Annotated in this window: 17 protein-coding genes and 3 pseudogenes; 12 read left to right on the top strand and 8 right to left on the bottom strand. The window is 37.7% G+C overall.

The window, feature by feature from the left end:
• Both EDD74_RS15750 and EDD74_RS12205 read right to left on the bottom strand, forming a co-directional pair.
• Positions 1-139, bottom strand: a pseudogene (locus EDD74_RS15750) (IS200/IS605 family transposase); the annotation flags it as partial.
• 88 nt (positions 140-227) lie between these two features.
• Positions 228-1,392, bottom strand: a pseudogene (locus tag EDD74_RS12205) (IS3 family transposase).
• Between the two features lie 327 nt (positions 1,393-1,719).
• Between EDD74_RS12205 and EDD74_RS12200 the strand changes: the two are divergent.
• From EDD74_RS12200 to EDD74_RS12165, 9 genes and pseudogenes are all read left to right on the top strand, one after another.
• A complete protein-coding gene (locus EDD74_RS12200) occupies positions 1,720-2,574 on the top strand; it encodes a helix-turn-helix domain-containing protein (protein WP_116442237.1) in 855 nt (284 codons plus the stop codon).
• Positions 2,567-3,778, top strand: a complete 1,212-nt coding sequence (locus EDD74_RS12195; protein WP_116442236.1) for an MFS transporter — start codon at positions 2,567-2,569, stop codon at positions 3,776-3,778. The genes EDD74_RS12200 and EDD74_RS12195 overlap by 8 nt, the downstream gene beginning before the upstream one ends.
• Before the next feature lie 85 nt (positions 3,779-3,863).
• Positions 3,864-4,028: a hypothetical protein gene (locus tag EDD74_RS15265; protein WP_008975701.1), complete on the top strand. Its 165-nt coding sequence runs from the start codon at positions 3,864-3,866 to the stop codon at positions 4,026-4,028.
• A 451-nt stretch (positions 4,029-4,479) separates the two neighbouring features.
• On the top strand, positions 4,480-5,208 hold the full coding sequence (locus EDD74_RS12190) for a hypothetical protein (RefSeq protein ID WP_116442234.1): 729 nt from the start codon (positions 4,480-4,482) through the stop codon (positions 5,206-5,208).
• Between the two features lie 337 nt (positions 5,209-5,545).
• Positions 5,546-5,674 carry a hypothetical protein gene (locus tag EDD74_RS15510; protein WP_278320675.1) on the top strand — a complete coding sequence of 43 codons (129 nt, stop codon included), beginning with the start codon at positions 5,546-5,548 and terminating at the stop codon, positions 5,672-5,674.
• 159 nt (positions 5,675-5,833) lie between these two features.
• Positions 5,834-6,205, top strand: a pseudogene (locus tag EDD74_RS12180) (YjdF family protein); the annotation flags it as partial.
• A 542-nt stretch (positions 6,206-6,747) separates the two neighbouring features.
• On the top strand, positions 6,748-7,344 hold the full coding sequence (locus EDD74_RS12175; RefSeq protein ID WP_242990186.1) for a hypothetical protein: 597 nt from the start codon (positions 6,748-6,750) through the stop codon (positions 7,342-7,344).
• 45 nt (positions 7,345-7,389) lie between these two features.
• Positions 7,390-7,863, top strand: coding sequence for a DUF6560 family protein (locus EDD74_RS12170; RefSeq protein WP_116442232.1), 474 nt, complete (start codon positions 7,390-7,392; stop codon positions 7,861-7,863).
• A 182-nt stretch (positions 7,864-8,045) separates the two neighbouring features.
• Positions 8,046-9,341: a glycoside hydrolase family 1 protein gene (locus EDD74_RS12165; RefSeq protein ID WP_116442231.1), complete on the top strand. Its 1,296-nt coding sequence runs from the start codon at positions 8,046-8,048 to the stop codon at positions 9,339-9,341.
• A 120-nt stretch (positions 9,342-9,461) separates the two neighbouring features.
• Here EDD74_RS12165 and lexA read toward each other — a convergent pair whose 3' ends face one another.
• Positions 9,462-10,079, bottom strand: a complete 618-nt coding sequence (gene lexA, locus EDD74_RS12160) for a transcriptional repressor LexA (RefSeq protein WP_008975707.1) — start codon at positions 10,077-10,079, stop codon at positions 9,462-9,464.
• A 201-nt stretch (positions 10,080-10,280) separates the two neighbouring features.
• Here lexA and EDD74_RS12155 point away from each other — a divergent pair, with 201 nt between their 5' ends.
• On the top strand, positions 10,281-10,649 hold the full coding sequence (locus tag EDD74_RS12155) for a hypothetical protein (protein ID WP_116442230.1): 369 nt from the start codon (positions 10,281-10,283) through the stop codon (positions 10,647-10,649).
• Positions 10,650-10,832: 183 nt separating this feature from the next.
• The gene (locus tag EDD74_RS12150) at positions 10,833-11,897 is read left to right on the top strand and encodes a tyrosine-type recombinase/integrase (RefSeq protein ID WP_116442229.1); all 1,065 of its coding nucleotides are present in this window, start codon (positions 10,833-10,835) and stop codon (positions 11,895-11,897) included.
• Positions 11,898-12,014: 117 nt separating this feature from the next.
• Here EDD74_RS12150 and dtd read toward each other — a convergent pair whose 3' ends face one another.
• On the bottom strand, positions 12,015-12,461 hold the full coding sequence (gene dtd / locus EDD74_RS12145; protein ID WP_008975710.1) for a D-aminoacyl-tRNA deacylase: 447 nt from the start codon (positions 12,459-12,461) through the stop codon (positions 12,015-12,017).
• A gap of 145 nt (positions 12,462-12,606) precedes the next feature.
• Here dtd and EDD74_RS12140 point away from each other — a divergent pair, with 145 nt between their 5' ends.
• Positions 12,607-13,341, top strand: coding sequence for a tRNA 2-thiocytidine(32) synthetase TtcA (locus EDD74_RS12140; RefSeq protein ID WP_008975711.1), 735 nt, complete (start codon positions 12,607-12,609; stop codon positions 13,339-13,341).
• Positions 13,342-13,439: 98 nt separating this feature from the next.
• On the opposite strand, the gene EDD74_RS12135 is transcribed toward EDD74_RS12140, so the two are convergent.
• The 4 genes from EDD74_RS12135 to EDD74_RS12120 form a co-directional block, all read right to left on the bottom strand.
• Positions 13,440-14,087, bottom strand: coding sequence for a cytidylate kinase-like family protein (locus EDD74_RS12135; protein WP_008975712.1), 648 nt, complete (start codon positions 14,085-14,087; stop codon positions 13,440-13,442).
• Positions 14,088-14,177: 90 nt separating this feature from the next.
• The gene (locus tag EDD74_RS12130; RefSeq protein WP_116442228.1) at positions 14,178-15,083 is read right to left on the bottom strand and encodes an RluA family pseudouridine synthase; all 906 of its coding nucleotides are present in this window, start codon (positions 15,081-15,083) and stop codon (positions 14,178-14,180) included.
• Positions 15,084-15,086: 3 nt separating this feature from the next.
• Positions 15,087-15,626, bottom strand: a complete 540-nt coding sequence (lspA, locus tag EDD74_RS12125; RefSeq protein ID WP_008975714.1) for a signal peptidase II — start codon at positions 15,624-15,626, stop codon at positions 15,087-15,089.
• A gap of 17 nt (positions 15,627-15,643) precedes the next feature.
• Complete coding sequence (locus tag EDD74_RS12120) at positions 15,644-16,414, bottom strand: YlmH/Sll1252 family protein (RefSeq protein ID WP_116442227.1); 771 nt, start codon at positions 16,412-16,414, stop codon at positions 15,644-15,646.
• Between the last annotated feature and the right edge of the window lies 1 nt (position 16,415).

Genomic DNA, 16,415 nt, shown 5'->3' with positions numbered 1-16,415 from the left:
TGGTCTTTGTCTGTTTCCATAGCAATTATTTCGTAGCCACGAGTATTGGCTATATCAAAAATCTTTTGCTTAACATCGTCAGCAATAGAACCTTTAGGCTGTATTTTCGTCTGTTATGACGATTATATCTATTGTTCATAGGTTACCTCTGATAATTATTGACTTTCACTTTCTATGTTGTGGTCAAGCTTTTTTGTAACACCACAACCTAATTTCTGCCACAGGAGTCATACAACCCCGTAGCGTGCCTCGTAAGGCGTTTTGTAGTTATTGTAAGAATGCGGTCGTACATGATTATATTGTACATACGCAAATTCTTCGATTGCTGTGTAGAGTTCTTTCTCTGTGCGATAATAATGCTGGTAAATAAGATCATTTTTCAAGGTATTGAAATATCTTCCATAGGAGCATTATCATAGGGATAGCCTGCTTTACTCATGCTCTGAGTGATTCCAAGATCCTCACAAAATTCTGTGAACTCTTTTGACGTATACTGGCTTCCCTGATCCGAATGCACCAGAAGCTTGCGCTTGCTTAAGTCAATTCCTGGTTGAGAATGAATTGCTTTTTCTAGCGTTCTTTTCGCTAAATCAGCGGTTATGTTTCTGTCTGTTATACTTGCAATAACGCTTCGGTCATGTAAGTCTATGATCGTGCAATTATAACGCTTGCTGCCGTCTGTCAGGAAAAGATACGTAAAATCTGTACACCACTTTTGATTGATTTCATCTGCCCGAAAATTCTGATTCAGTTTGTTTTCGTATACTTTGTGAGCGACGCCATGTTCATACGTTGGTTTCTTTTTTCTTGATATTGAGAACAACTGCATTTCAGTATTCATATATTTGTGAACCGTTAAGCGGCTGATATCGTATCCTTTGCGAATAAGATACGCATGTATGGTTCTATATCCATCAATTCCGCCATGAGAATGATAGATTTCTCGAATAGAATCTTTGATTTTATCCTTCTGTTGATGATAATCAGCTTTTCGATTTTTTAAATAATTGTAATAAGCATTCGGACAGATGTTAAACTTTCTGAGAAGCCATCTGAGTCCAAAGTCTTTGTTGTATTTCTGAATGAATCGATAAGCCTCTAATCGATTTCCTTCGCAAAGAATGCCGCTGCTTTTTTTAAGAAGTCATTTTCCTTTTGGAGTTCTGCAAGCTGCTTTTTGAGCTGAAGATTCTCCTTCATGTAATCATAATCGGCTTGGGCTTCGTCGTTTGTTTGGCATTCTTCACGAAATTGTTTGGTCCAAATAGAAATGCTTGCTTTTGATACACCGTATTCTTCAGCAAGACCTTTGAGAGTTCTTCCCTCTTTAAGATGAAGATGGACTATCTTCTTCTTGAATTCTGGTTCATAGTATTGACTCATTTGTAACATACCTCGTTTCCTCCTAAGATTATATCTCATTAGGTCGAGTTGTTACAACTATGTTATATCACAACATGGTATCCATTACTATATCCATTCTTATACTCTTGCTGGTATGTTATTTCCTAAGTACCTGGATATTATTTCGAAGATCTATCACGGAATAGGCTCCAATAGGTACCTATCTGATAAATCAGGTAACTATAATAAAAGGAACTAGATGCTTGGCAATTCAATCACTGAGTAGTTCACAGAGGATTTTCAAAATTCGCAATAATTATTAAAACAATCTTCTTTGATTTTGTTATTATGCTTGATGGAAAGGAGGGAACATAAATGGGCAATCAATCAGTCATCAGCATAGAGGCAGTCATTGACTATATCGAAAGTCATCTTGACGGAAAGCTGGAATTAGAAACGGTTGCGGAGGCGGTTCACTATTCAAAATATCACTTACACCGACTATTTACCAAAACCGTAGGAATGACAATTCATGATTATGTGCAACGCCGCCAGCTTACAGAGGCGGCAAAACTTCTGGTCTTTTCGGATAAACCTATTATCGAAATTGCTTTTATCTGTGGATACGAGAGCCAGCAATCGTTTTCATTAGCTTTTAAGGCCATGTATAAATCGCCGCCTGCGGAGTATCGTGAAGAACGGAACTTTTATCCTTTGCAGTTGCGGTTCATTTTACATCGAGGAACGATGGCTATGGAATTTACAATACAGGATATTCGGTTAGCAGAAAAGAAAGATATTGTCGATTGGATGAACTTAATGCGGCTTGTTATTGATGGGTATCCCGTAATGGATGAAGATGACTACTTAGCTAAGTTGGAAGAAAGTATTGACGAAAAGCGTGCGCTTGTGCTAAGGGATGGAGATATTCTCATTGGAGCGATGGCATTTACCTATTCTTCGGGCAGTATAGAATTTCTTGGCGTACATCCGCAATATCGAAATAGCGGACTTCAAAAGTTATTCTTGGATGCCTTATTGGAAACATATCTTCCAGGGCAGGAAATCAGCACGACAACCTTTCGAGAACAGGACAAGGCCGATACAGGGCATCGAGATATGCTATTGCAACTTGGTTTTGCCGAAAAAGAATTGCTGACAGAGTTTGGCTATCCCACGCAGCGCTTTGTGCTCCCTCCTAAAAAACAGGAGGATATACAACATGGATGACACGCAACGCACCGGCTGGCAGAAAAGAATACTCCTTTTCTTAACCAGTCAATGTATCACACTCTTTGGCTCTACACTTGTTCAAATGGCGCTCGTTTGGTATGCAACCATGCAAACATCCAGCGGCGTGTGGGTGGCTGCATTTACAGTCTGTTCCTATCTGCCGCAATTTCTCATTTCATTTATAGGCGGCGTATGGGCAGACCGATACCACAGGAAAAAATTGATTATAGGCGCAGATCTGTTGATTGCATTTGTCACTTTCGTAATGGTATTGGCAATTCCGCATATTTCATCGGAGCCTGCTTTGCTCGGCAGTTTGCTTGTTATGTCGGTCATACGCTCCTTGGGGGCAGGAATACAAACTCCAGCGGTCAATGCCGTTATCCCACAGCTTATCCCGGAAGATCAGCTTATGCGGTACAACGGCATCAATGTAACAATGCAGTCTATTGTTAATTTTGCGGCTCCGGCGGTAGCAGGTGCAGTTTTTGCAATCAGCACATTGAGAACGACGCTTATGATAGACATTGTAACGGCGGTCTTGGGAACGGGCCTATTGTCCTGCTTGGCACTTCCGAAACAAAATACTTCCATTGAGAAGGTCAGTGTTTTTTCTGATATGAAAATTGGTGTCAAATACGCTTTTGCAGACAAACTAATTGGAAAACTTTTAATCATCTACGGACTATTTACTTTTTTTTGTGTTCCAGCAGGCTATCTCGCAGGACTTCTTGTTCGGCGAGTATTTGGTGATACTTACTGGTATCTTACCGCAGTGGAAGTAGTAGGGTTCGCAGGTATGATGGCAGGTGGAATTATTATGAGTACATGGGGAGGTTTTAAGCATCGAGGAAAAACTTTGGCAGTTGGACTTTTTGCGTTTGGCTCTTTTGCAATCGGAATGAGCTTTTCAAAGAATTTTATTTTTTACCTTGGCCTAATGGTATGTTATGGAGTCGCATTAACAATGGTGCAAACAGCAATTACCACTATGTTACAAGAAAAAGCGGACACCTCTATGCAGGGGCGTGTATTTGGATTACTTGGCACGATGTATGCTGGCTTTTTACCGATTGGTATGGCTATGTTTGGCCCTTTGGCCGATATTCTTCCCTTGCAGTGGATTATGATTGGATCAGGTATAGCCCTTATTGTAATTGCAGGTATAGCTTATTATAATCGGGAACTCAAAGCGATTTAAAGATTTGTTCTTTGTTGGTATCAGAGATTGCGTTAAGACATCAAAAAAATATGTCTCTTATTGAACTCTTAAGGAGGTGACACATATGATGCTACCTTTTGAGCAAGTGTCTGATATTGAAACCATGACAATGGAGGAAGAACAGCGGTTTGAACAGGAACTATCGGAACATTTTTTGCAGGAAGAAGAAAAGCATGGGATTTGCTGTCATAAGAATGAGCAGAAAAATTCTATTTTTGCAGGCCCCTGAAATCAATTGGAATGCGAATGTATGGTTTTTGGAACTCTTCCATTTTTCTAAGGAACGGATGAACCCCAGCAAACCTATAGAACTGGTATCTTTTAAAGAAGTGACAAATGCATGTCCACCATGACCGTAGTGTGCCGGAAAGAATCTATACGGAAATTTTATCGAAACTGGCAGAGTTTCCGGAACATCTGCGTTTGATGTTCCTGCAAATCTTCACAGCTGTGCTAAGCAGGAAATCTGAAAAGGCTCCTACTTTTTTGTACCTAAAATTGAATATGGAACTATAAGGCACTTGCTGTTTTCGCTTTGAAAATGACAGGTGCTTTTTGCTTTAGATGAACAAGAAAAAATCTTCTGTTTTTTAGGTTGATGAAGTATAATGTTAGTAACAAATATTGCTAATGTAGAAGTCAAACAAAAAATAACCATATAGCAGAGGAGATTGTGTAATATGAAGGAACAAAAGAAATCTTCCTGGGGAGCGGCTATGGTGTCGTTTTTTAAGGAATATCTATTTAACTTTTCAGGTCCAGGTCATCTTTATTATGATGAAAATTTAACCAATGAAGGAAAAAGAAAGAAAAATTATATTTGGAGAGTGCTTCTACTAGTGACTGCGGTAGGAGTAGCCTTGCTTCCTTTTATAGCTTGGAATATGTTTGTTCCAGATGTACTATGGGCAAAAATAGTTGCCGTTGTAGTGTGTGAAGGCTATGTTGTTTTTATAATAAGTATGGAGATTATCCAAATAAAGGATGAGCTAAAGGAAGATATGTTAAAAATAGGGGGATATAAAATTACTCCCAAAGGAAGTATTTCCCTATTTAAAGAAATTGATTTTAAGATTGTTCAAACAGAGTATTCTTATACAATATTGATTTCTAAGAAACCTTTAAAATGGCTTTATAAGAAGTTTTATGTTACAATCTATGGAAGACATGGAAAAGTAAAAAAGATTGAATTGGTTCGAGCAGACAAAAAGTATTCTACGAAATATGAGACAATGAATGATACAGTCTTAGAAAAGTTGCAAGAAGAAAATAATAGGTTTTTAAGGAAATGCTTAGGCATTCCCAGTAAAAAGAGTATGTCAGGCGTCGAATATCATTATGAGTGGGGACAAATACAATCGTTCTATGATAATCGTTCTTGTCGAATAGGAATTGTAATTATGTTTTAAAATAAGGAAATTAAATTTTCATAGTTTTATTGAGCAGGAAATCTGAAAAGGTCTCCTGCAAAGCAATAAGCTGGCAGGAAACAATTTCTTACATGAAAGATAGTTTGTGTCCGGATCTATGATCCATTCTAAATGGACAAGATGCAACCTATGAGAACTTATATACTTTGTTTGTTGAATATTGCAACAGAATTGATGGACAGATTCATCTGGTTGATCTTTCGTTAGGTGGAATCATATCGATGAATTGTGCATTGGATTTTGCGGAGAGAAGGATCGTGCGAATAAAAAGTCCGTATACTATTTTTCAGAAAATAAAGAAAATGTGGCATTGTGTATGATAGAAAAAACAGGACATGTTGTAAACGAAGAAAATCCAAAAGAATTAGCGAGAATTCTGAATGAATACTACGATGGAAAATGGAAGCGACGTGTATATTTACAGAGTGGAATGATTTCTTTATAATTAGAACTACGATATAAAAGCAAAGATAAAAACGCAACGCATGTAGTGATATATGCCAGAGCTGGTAGGTAGCCCAGCCGTCCTGTTTATCAGGGTAAGTAACCTTCCCCTCCGGGTTGTCCATTTTTTGCTTATGTCAATCATTAAGGAGGGATTGTCATGAGTACAAGGATAGGGAAACTGACAGTATTTTTTGAAGAACCATTTGGGGTAGGCGTTTTTGAGCAAATTGAAGACGGAAAACTTTCGGTTTCGAAAGTAACATTTGGAGCTGAACCAAAGGACTGTGAGATTTATGAGTATGTTTTAAAATACTATAACAGCTTACATTTTAGTCCGGCAATAGAAACTGTTGTGAAAGAAGAAGTTAAAAATCCGAAGAAACGTCAGAAAGAAATTCATAAGCAAATGTCTGCCAAGGGTATTGGAACAAAATCTTAGCAGGCTCTAAATCTACAGCGCGAACAATATAAAAAGCAACGTAAAATTAAGAGCAGAGAAGAAAAACTAGCAGAAGAAAAGCGGTTGTTTTTTAACTTCCAATGTTCCAAATCTGCTTTTGATTGGAATTATGGTATTGAATGTTGTGATTGCGGTGGCAGCAGTAATGTTCCCGGCTTGGAAGATGGGAAGAGAAAATATCATTGATGAGATTAGGGGATAATATCCTCTATTAGTTTTTATTTTTTGCCTCGTGTTTTCGGAAAAATATATACAAAAATCGCCTAACAATATATAATACTACTATAAATTATAAACAAAGAAAGGCTGTAACATTATTATTTATCATATGTAGGAATGAGGATGACTACAACATGAAGTTTTAGCGATGAAGTAAAAAATAAGCAGCAAAATGATACTATATTTAATAATAAAAAATTTTTAAGATTACTTGAAGATTTGATAATTTTGAAAATTTGGAAAACTAGCCAAAAGGTCTGCTATAAGGAAAGTAGATGTGATAAAAAGAAAGGTAATCTATGATTATGAAAAGGATTTTGACATTAGTTGTATCTGCATTGCTGTCCTTAACTGGATACAGTCTAAAAAGTAATTCATTAGGAGGAGAAGCTATGCAAAAGACTTATAAAGAGCTTGCTGAAATTTTTGATAAATATGATATAAAGGGAACGACTGATCAAATGATAGACGATCTGGAACAGGACTATAGAGCAATGCCGCCGGAAGTGGAATTAAATAAAGCTGCGACACTGCTGATTGTACTGGGGCAGGGGGAGTACGATTACGAAAACATGACATGGACTCCTTATGCAAACGGTGTGTACACCTTTGATGTGGAATTCTTCAATGTAGAGAAAATGTATACCGACTTTCTAATAGGTGTTTCGTCACTGGATGAAGAAGAACTTGATTTCAAAAATATACAGGAGGACACCCGCCAGGTAAACTGGGAAGAAGGAACAGGAAAAAGAACAGTTAGTTTTGAATGGAAACACCGGCAATTTACATTGGAAGCAGAAGTGTATGATGACTGGTTTGATGTAAATGTTGCAAATGAATTGAATAAGATTATTAAAGGATATGGAAATGAAAAACAGTTATTCTTTACCAGCGACGGATATCAGGAAGGGATTGTTTTTTATCGTGATAAAGAGTGGGCAGAAGGATTCCAACTGGAAACCGGGTTGGAGCTTGTGGAATTCAATTAGACGATTAAAAAAGTAACTTTAAAACCTACAGGAGAAAGGAATCTCATGAAAAAAGCCAGAAATCAAGTCCAAATTGGAAGAGAACCGTTGTCTCATTATGTTATCCGTTCGGAAATCTATCTGAGTTGGCTGTTTACTTTTTTTGCAATATGCAGTACAGGTTTATTGATTTATAGTATTGTTATAGAGGAAGCTTTATGGGCGATCCTGTTTCTGCTGCTTGTTTCTATAGTGATGGCGATTGCAGCTTTTAATATCGGCTTATGGAAAGTAGAAGTAAACGATATGGAAATTACGTATCGTTCTACATTTGGCCGCGTAAGAAAGTATTATTTTGCAGATATCACAAAGGGTGTGTATAAAAAGAGCGGAGCTTTTCGGGTTTACATAGACGAAAAAAGAATATTTACTTTTGATGATAATATGGACAATTCATTGTTTATCGAACAAATGGGCAGACTGCATATTCCTATTTGGAGTTATAGTTTTTCTCTCAAAATGAAAAAGAAATCTAAATGACCAAAAAATATTTTAATAGGAATATGGACAGATGCAATTTTTAAGAGAATCAACAATATCATAATTACTATTGTAATGACAATCGATCTGTTTTCTTAGATGGATATCATATAATGAAGACACTGTACAATACGCATGATATAATAAGGACATAGAAAAGCAAATGATCAGGAGGACTTCTTATGGGAAAATTTCAAAAAGGATTTTTTGTCGGTGCTGCGACGGCTGCACATCAAGTAGAGGGAAATAACATTTACAGCGATTGCTGGGCACAGGAGCAGTTGAAATATTCTATTTTTCAAGAACCAAGTTTAGATGCGGTTGACCATTACAATCGGTATCAAGAAGACATAGAATATATGGCAGATGCTGGATTGAATGCCTATCGGTTTAGTATTGAATGGGCGCGCATTGAGCCGGAACAAGGGAAATTCGTGGAAACAGAGATTGAACATTACCGCAATGTTATTCGCTGCTGTAGGGAAAAGGGACTGGAACCTTTCGTTACTCTTCATCATTTTTCCAGCCCGCTTTGGGTGATCCAAAAAGGTGGTTGGGAGTCAGAGGATGTCATACAATATTTTGCGGAGTATGTCGAATATGTGATGAAAAAGCTTGGCAATGAGATTAAGTATGTCTGTACGATCAACGAGGCAAATATGGGGCTTCAAATCGCAGCTATTATGGAACGGCAAAAGAGACAGGAAAAAGCAAATACCAGTCGAAGGAAAGAAGAAGGGCAGCAGGTGCAGTTAGGAATGGATTCTGAAAAGATGGAAGAAAACGAACGCCTTGGAGCTGAAGAAAATGAAAGAGTCTTTTATACTGCAACCCCTCAGACATTTTGCAGCAGCCGTACAGAACAGGGAGATTTCATTGTCATGAAGGCGCATCAGAAGGCGGTACATATCATTAAAGAACTTTATCCGGAGATAAAAACAGGATTAACGCTTTCGCTTCATGATATCCAGCCACAACCAGGAGGAGAAGAGCGTGCAAAAGCAGAGTGGGAGAAGGAATTTACGCATTATCTTCCTTATATCGAACAAGATAATTTCCTTGGGGTACAAAATTACAGCCGTTCAAGAATAAGGGCTGACGGAATCGTTCCAGCGCCGGAACATGCTGAGCTGACACAAATGAATTATGAATACTATCCAGAGGCATTAGAACATGTGATTCGAGCGGTTTCTAAACAATTTCATGGTGATTTATATGTGACGGAAAATGGGATTGCCACAGCAGATGATACACGACGGATTGCTTTTATCGAAAAAGCAACTGACGGTGTTGCTTCCTGTATTGCCGACGATATTCCGGTGAAAGGATATTTCTATTGGAGTCTTTTAGATAATTTTGAATGGCATAGAGGATACACAATGACATTTGGGCTGATACAGGTAGACAGAAAACATGGAATGAAAAGACAAGTAAAGCCAAGTCTTGCCTATCTTGGACAGTTATGTCCGGATAAATAAATTGTGCAGGTACAATAGGCTGACAGATGTAAGAACAAAAAATTGATAGGAGTGGGGAAGGACAAATCCGAAAGTGGTTTTATTCTTCCCCATCAAAATGTGTGACAGAAGTATTTTACATTATTTCATAAACCGGAATACACCGATTACTTTTCCGAGAATTTCTACACTTTCTACAATGATCGGATCCATAAAATCATTCTCCGGCTGAAGTCGATAAACGCCTTCTTCTTTAAAAAATCGCTTTACCGTTGCGCCATCCTCAACGAGTGCAACAACCATATCTCCATTCTCAGCATTTGATTGCTGTTTAATAAGTACATAATCTCCATCTAAAATTCCCGCATTGATCATACTTTCTCCTTTGACAGAAAGAAGGAATGTTTTTTCATTTGGCATAAATTCCATCGGGATTGGAAAATAATTTTCAATATTCTCTTCTGCAAGAATTGGTGCTCCGGCAGCAACACGACCGATAACAGGCACATTCACGACTTCTCTTCGTGTAAGATTAAACGTATCATCCATGATCTCGATTGCACGCGGTTTTGTAGGGTCTCGGCGAATATAACCATTTTTCTCCAATGTCTCCAGATGAGAGTGAACAGAAGAGGTAGATTTCAAATGGACTGCTTCGCAGATCTCACGGACTGCCGGTGGATATCCTTTTGATAATAATTCCGATTTAATATACTCTAAAATTTCTTCTTGTTTTTTACTGATCTTTCCTAGTGGCATAAAAAAGCCTCCCTTTTGTATTCTGCAATTATTTTATCATATGAAAAAGGAAAAAGCAAACAAATGTTTAGAAAGTATGTTCACCTTATTGACAAACGTTTGTTCGTGTTATATAATCTGCATAAAGAACATTTGTTCGCAACATTTGTTCGAAAAAGCGAATAGACAGCGTTATGATTTCAGAAAGAGGAAGTGGGAGAGATGAGTAAGCACAGAGCATATGCAGTGAAGATCAGGAAACAACGAGCGATGAGAAGGAGATGTATTGTTTCTCTTTTTTCAATTTTAGCAGCATTTTATATCAGTGCAGTTGGCAGCATTTTGTTTACCAATGCACATGGAAATGCATCTGAAGAACCTGTTGTTGGGAAGTATTATAAAAGTATTCAGATTCAGAAAGGTGACACTTTACAGAGTCTTGCAGACACTTATGCAAAAGATTCTGACAGAAAGACAATTGCCAGATACATTAAGGAAGTAAAGAAATTAAATGGGATGTGGCTGAATGATTTATGTGCGGGAGATTATCTATTAATCATTTATTATGATTCTGTACCGGAAGTAATGTGAGAGAGATTCTTTTCAAAACATTAAAAATCTACTGAAAGGCAGAAAACTGCCTTTCTAAAAGAGAAGTTAATCTATACGACAAATACCGATTTTTCCAAAAGATATAGACTAAAAAGTCTACTTATGCTATAATTACCTACAAAATCAGGTTAATTCGTAACTATTTTAAGGAGGTACTTTTCTATGGCAAAAGATATAAAAACTTATCACGAACAGACTTTTATTGAAGATACTTTACGGCTGAGGGAAATTCTGACAACACTTCCTGCCTTTGCAAAAGATTATTTTCGCGCAATGGAGCCAACAACTTCTGCAAAAACAAGAATTTCTTATGCTTATGACATCCGAACATTTTTCTACTTTTTGGTGGAATGCAATCCTCTGTATCGCGATCGCTCCACAACACAATTCACCCTTGAAGATCTCGATCAGTTAAGTTCAGTAGATATTGAAGAATATTTAGAATATCTGAAAGTATACGAATCTTCTGAAAACAAACAGATCACAAACAGCGAACAAGGGCTTGCGAGAAAAATGTCTGCACTCAGAAGCTTCTACGGATATTTCTTTAAACGACAGGCAATTGAGAAAAATCCGACATTGCTCGTAGACATGCCAAAACTCCACGAAAAAGCGATCGTACGTTTGGATACTGATGAAGTCGCAATTCTGCTTGATTATATAGAAACATGCGGAAGTCAGCTGACAGGACAAAAGAAAGTTTATTATGAAAAAACAAAATATCGGGATCTAGCGATCATTACTCTCCTGCTCGGAACAGGAATCCGTATTTCAGAATGTGTTGGGCTGGATATCAATGATGTTGATTTCAAAAATAATGGGGTCAAAGTTACAAGAAAAGGTGGAAACGAAATGGTTGTCTATTTTGGAAGGGAAGTCGAAAAAGCTCTTAGAGATTACCTGGAACTGACAAGAAAAAATATTACTCCCCTGCCAGATCATGAAAATGCCCTCTTCCTCTCTACCCAGCGAAAGCGAATGGGGGTACAGGCAGTGGAAAATATGGTCAAAAAATATGCAAAGCAAGTGACACCAAATAAAAAGATTACACCTCATAAACTTCGAAGCACTTACGGTACCTCTTTATATAAAGAAACCGGTGATATTTATCTCGTAGCTGATGTTCTAGGGCATAAAGATGTCAATACAACAAAGAAACATTATGCAGCAATCGATGAAAGCAGGCGCAGGCAAGCAGCTTCTGCAGTAAAATTGCGGGAAGAATAGTACTCTACAGTTATAGAGAGCCCTACTCTCCTTTTGCTGAACCACTTAGGAAAGCAATGGGCATCGCCACAGTTACTGTATCAATAACGGTGCAATGCCCTGTGTTCCTCTTCTGCTTTATAATTTTTCTGAATCAAGTATGATTGTAAATGGTCCATCATTGATTAGCTGAACTTTCATATCAGCGCCAAATTTTCCTCGTTCTACTATCGGGACTTGTTTCTGGCATTCTGAAATAATATATTCATACAACTGCTCTGCTTTGTCCGGTGCTCCGGCTTCAATAAAACTTGGACGGTTTCCTTTCCGACAGTTGGCATAGAGTGTAAACTGAGAAATCAGCAAAAGAGATCCTTTTACATCTGCAAGAGAAAGATTTGTCTTACCGTTCTCATCCTCAAAAATCCGAAGACCAACCATTTTTTTGATCATTTTATCTGCAATCTCTTTTGTATCTTCATTGCCGACACCAATCAACACCATATATCCTTTTCCAATTTTTCCAATTGTTTCTCCATCAACAGAAACAGATGATTCTAATACACGCTGTACTATAAATTTCATATATTTTTCCCTCCAATTTTTATGACTATTTCCTTTTATATTAGCTTCTTTTTTTAAAATAATCAAGTTTTCTCTTGTCAGGAAAAAGGAAATCAGATAAGATATTGAATGAATCGATAGAGAATAACGAGAAAGGAATATACATATGAAATTACAGCAGCTGCTAAGTTATACGAGAAAAGCCGTGGATGAGTATCAAATGATTGAAGAGGGAGACCATATTGCAGTTGGTATCTCTGGAGGGAAAGACAGTCTGACACTCCTATATGCACTTCATGGATTGAAACGATTTTATCCTAAAAAATTTGAATTGAGTGCAATTACTGTAGATCTCGGATATGAGGAATTTCATCTGGAGCCAATCGAAAAACTTTGTGCCCAGCTTGAGGTACCTTATAAGATTGTCCGGACGGATATTGCTCACATCCTTTTTGAGGAACGAAAAGAATCAAACCCATGTTCTCTCTGTGCAAAGATGCGAAAAGGTGCCTTAAACGATGCTGTCAAAGATATGGGATGCAATAAAGTTGCATACGCACATCATAAAGATGACATTATTGAAACTATGCTACTCTCCCTTATTTTTGAAGGACGTTTTCATTCATTCTCTCCAAAGACTTATCTTGACCGGATGGATCTGACTGTGATTCGACCAATGATGTTTGTCGACGAGATGGATGTGATTGGATTTAAGAATAAATATGATCTTCCTGTAGTCAAAAGTAAGTGTCCGGTAGATGGACATACAAAGAGGCAATATGCCAAAGAACTTGTAAGGCAGTTAAATCAAGAACATCCAGGAGCAAAAGAGCGTATGTTTACTGCAATTTTAAATGGAAAGATCAATGGATGGCCGGAAAGAACATTACAAAAACGTTAATTTTCATCCGAATAAACGTATATAAAATAGAAAGAGGCAGAATCTTGTGTTGTACAAGTCCTGCCTCTTTTTCAATCAACTAAAATCAGATGGCTCTTCTATAACTGAGGAGCCTTCGTCAATGCTTCTTTTGTTGCAATATAAGATTTGATTACTTCAACAGCGCCGTCTACTCCAAGATCGGAACTGGAAATACATAAATCATAGCTGTCTACATCAGACCATTTTTTATTAGAATAGTAATTATAATAGTTTGCACGTTTCTTATCTGTTTTTAAGATCATGTCTTTCGCCTTTGCATCTGTCAGATCATAAAGCCTTGCGACACGCCTGATCCGGGCATTCAAATCTGCATGAATAAACACATTCACACAATTATCATACTCTTCCAATGCATAGTCTGCACAGCGTCCGACCAACACACAAGGTCCTTCATCTGCAATTTTTTTAATTGCATCAAACTGAGCAAGAAAAACTTTATGATTCAGCGGCATATCCGAATATCCACCGGCAGGATAGCCCATAGAGTAAGTATCCATCACCAAGGAGTAGAGGAAGCTATTTGTAGGCTTTTCGTCTTGTGATTCAAAGAGTTCTTTGCAGATACCGCTCTCTTTTGCTGCAACTGCGAGCATCTCTTTGTCATACAGTTTAATTCCGTAATATTCTGCAAGCTTTGTCCCGATTTCATGTCCACCGCTTCCAAACTGTCTTCCGATTGTAATAATTGTGTTTGTTTTTGTCATAACTGTCACGCTCCTTTATGTAAATCCATCTGAGAATCAGATTTGATATATAACATATTATACATCAAATCTGATGAAATGTACACAACTTTACAAAATTTCCAGAAGGTGTTTGAAATAATCTGGCAATTCTGCATTAAATTCCATATACTGACTGGTACGTGGGTGGATAATGCCGAGAATTTTTGCATGAAGTGTCTGCCCTTGAAGCTTCATTGGAGATTTTGCCGGACCATAGACAGCATCTCCAAGAAGAGGATGACGAATACTTGCCATGTGTACCCGAATCTGGTGTGTTCTTCCCGTCTCCAACTGACATTCTACATATGTAAATTTTTCAAAACGCTTTAATACCCGATAGTGCGTGACAGCATGCTTCCCATTCTTATAGTTTACACTCATTTTCTTTCGTTCAACAGGATGTCTGCCGATGGGAGCATCAATAGTACCATTGTCCTCCTTTAACACTCCATGAACAATTGCATGATATTTCCTTGTAATCGTATGGTCTTTTAACTGCTCAGCCAGAGACTGATGTGCAAAATCATTTTTGCAGACGATCAGAGAACCAGTTGTATCCATGTCAATACGATGCACAATTCCCGGGCGCATTACGCCATTGATGCCAGAGAGTTGATCTTTGCAATGAAACATCAGTGCATTGACTAAAGTTCCACTATAATGTCCTGCAGAAGGATGAACGACCATTCCTTTTGGTTTATTCACAACAAGGATATCTTCATCTTCATAGAGAATATCAAGCGGAATCTGTTCTGGAAGAATATCAGGTTCTTTCAATTCTGGAATCGTCACTGAAATATGATCCTCCAAAGAAAGCTTATAGTTTGCTTTTACCGGTTGCCCATTTACAAGAACTTCTTTTTCTTTGATCAGCTTTTGGAGATAAGAGCGAGAAAGATCTGGAAGTTTTTCGGATAAAAATTTATCAATTCGCATCAGATCATTTTTCTCTGCGGTATATCGTCTTTCTTCCATAATTTACTCCTGTTCTTCTGGATCCTGCACTGACTTTTTCCCACGGAAGGTAAAATATTGATAATCTTCCTCTTTAAAATAGAAAAACGCCAGATAGCAGAACAGACACATTGCCAAAACTACATAAATATCTGCGACATTGAAAACTGGAAAATCAATCAATTCAAAATAGAAAAAATCTGTCACATAATTGTTGCAGAGTCTATCGATCATATTTCCGATTCCACCAGCCGCCACAAGAACTGTGCAGATGCGAAACGCAGCAAAACGCTTTGTATACGGCAATCGGATATAAAAGTAAAGTGCTGCGGAAAGTAACAGTAAGGTGGTAATAATAAAGAATGTTTTCTGTCCTTGAAAAATTCCAAATGCCGCTCCTCTGTTTTCCAGATAATGCAGACAAAATACATTTTTGATCAGAACAATATCTTCTTTTCCTTTCAGGTATGTGGTCGCAAGAAACTTTGTCCACTGGTCAAGTACAATTCCAAAAACCAGTGCAACTAAACCACCTAAATACCATAGAAATCGTTTCTTTTTCATACTCTATCGTTTCTCCTTTAAATCAATTTGTGAATTTCCACGAGAAGCCTCCCCTTTTTTGTCTGGGAAATTACTTTTCGATAGATGAACTTACCATAGCCGCGAACAGAGATCACATCATCTTCTTTCACATTATATCCATTAGATGAAATAAGTTTACCATTGACAAACACCTTCCCAGCCTCGATCAATGGACTGAGGCGGCTTCTTGAAGATGAAAATGCAAGAGAAAGAAGGGTATCCAGTCTTACGGAAGCTACTGTACCTGTAATTTTTTCATACTTTTGTGTATAGTGAAACGCAGAAAAAGATTCTTCACAGACAATCACCTGAGTCCGACGTATCTGTGTCATTTCTTTACACACATAGGATAAAAGTTTGTCTGAGACAAATACAAACGCACCTTGCTCTTCTACGATAATATCTCCGATTTTTGAACGCTCAATTCCAAGACTCAGAAGTGCTCCCAAATAATCTCTGTGAGATAGCTGCTCGGAGAACTTTTGACTGCGCGGCAGGATATGGATAATTCCCATCGGATATGCAAGATCTTCTATTTCTGAACGTAAACAAAGAGCATCAGGAAGAAATGCTGCAATCTGACGCTCTGAAGAAGCATAGCCGCCAAAAGTTCTGTACGGAGTGTACAGAGTATCTTTTGGCAACGTATGTAAAATATTCAGTTCATTAAGATTTAGAAAATCTGTGTAAGTAATAAAATTGCGATGATATGCAATCTTTGATAACTCAATCAGTCTTTTTCTTAATAATTCTTCTTCTTTTTGCATA

The organism is Faecalimonas umbilicata, from assembly GCF_004346095.1.
Classification (GTDB): Bacteria; Bacillota; Clostridia; order Lachnospirales; family Lachnospiraceae; genus Faecalimonas; species Faecalimonas umbilicata.
Note: the sequence above shows the minus strand (reverse complement) of the source record. Positions and strands in the feature narration are given on the sequence as shown.

Excerpts from the sequence above, each read along its gene's own strand:
- EDD74_RS12200 (WP_116442237.1), top strand. The coding sequence starts at position 1,720 with ATGGGCAATCAATCAGTCATCAGCATAGAGGCAGTCATTGACTATATC.
- EDD74_RS12195 (WP_116442236.1), top strand. The coding sequence starts at position 2,567 with ATGGATGACACGCAACGCACCGGCTGGCAGAAAAGAATACTCCTTTTC.
- EDD74_RS15265 (WP_008975701.1), top strand. The coding sequence starts at position 3,864 with ATGATGCTACCTTTTGAGCAAGTGTCTGATATTGAAACCATGACAATG.
- EDD74_RS12190 (WP_116442234.1), top strand. The coding sequence starts at position 4,480 with ATGAAGGAACAAAAGAAATCTTCCTGGGGAGCGGCTATGGTGTCGTTT.
- EDD74_RS15510 (WP_278320675.1), top strand. The coding sequence starts at position 5,546 with ATGATAGAAAAAACAGGACATGTTGTAAACGAAGAAAATCCAAAAGAA.
- EDD74_RS12175 (WP_242990186.1), top strand. The coding sequence starts at position 6,748 with ATGCAAAAGACTTATAAAGAGCTTGCTGAAATTTTTGATAAATATGAT.
- EDD74_RS12170 (WP_116442232.1), top strand. The coding sequence starts at position 7,390 with ATGAAAAAAGCCAGAAATCAAGTCCAAATTGGAAGAGAACCGTTGTCT.
- EDD74_RS12165 (WP_116442231.1), top strand. The coding sequence starts at position 8,046 with ATGGGAAAATTTCAAAAAGGATTTTTTGTCGGTGCTGCGACGGCTGCA.
- lexA (WP_008975707.1), bottom strand. The coding sequence starts at position 10,079 with ATGCCACTAGGAAAGATCAGTAAAAAACAAGAAGAAATTTTAGAGTAT.
- EDD74_RS12155 (WP_116442230.1), top strand. The coding sequence starts at position 10,281 with ATGAGTAAGCACAGAGCATATGCAGTGAAGATCAGGAAACAACGAGCG.
- EDD74_RS12150 (WP_116442229.1), top strand. The coding sequence starts at position 10,833 with ATGGCAAAAGATATAAAAACTTATCACGAACAGACTTTTATTGAAGAT.
- dtd (WP_008975710.1), bottom strand. The coding sequence starts at position 12,461 with ATGAAATTTATAGTACAGCGTGTATTAGAATCATCTGTTTCTGTTGAT.
- EDD74_RS12140 (WP_008975711.1), top strand. The coding sequence starts at position 12,607 with ATGAAATTACAGCAGCTGCTAAGTTATACGAGAAAAGCCGTGGATGAG.
- EDD74_RS12135 (WP_008975712.1), bottom strand. The coding sequence starts at position 14,087 with ATGACAAAAACAAACACAATTATTACAATCGGAAGACAGTTTGGAAGC.
- EDD74_RS12130 (WP_116442228.1), bottom strand. The coding sequence starts at position 15,083 with ATGGAAGAAAGACGATATACCGCAGAGAAAAATGATCTGATGCGAATT.
- lspA (WP_008975714.1), bottom strand. The coding sequence starts at position 15,626 with ATGAAAAAGAAACGATTTCTATGGTATTTAGGTGGTTTAGTTGCACTG.
- EDD74_RS12120 (WP_116442227.1), bottom strand. The coding sequence starts at position 16,414 with ATGCAAAAAGAAGAAGAATTATTAAGAAAAAGACTGATTGAGTTATCA.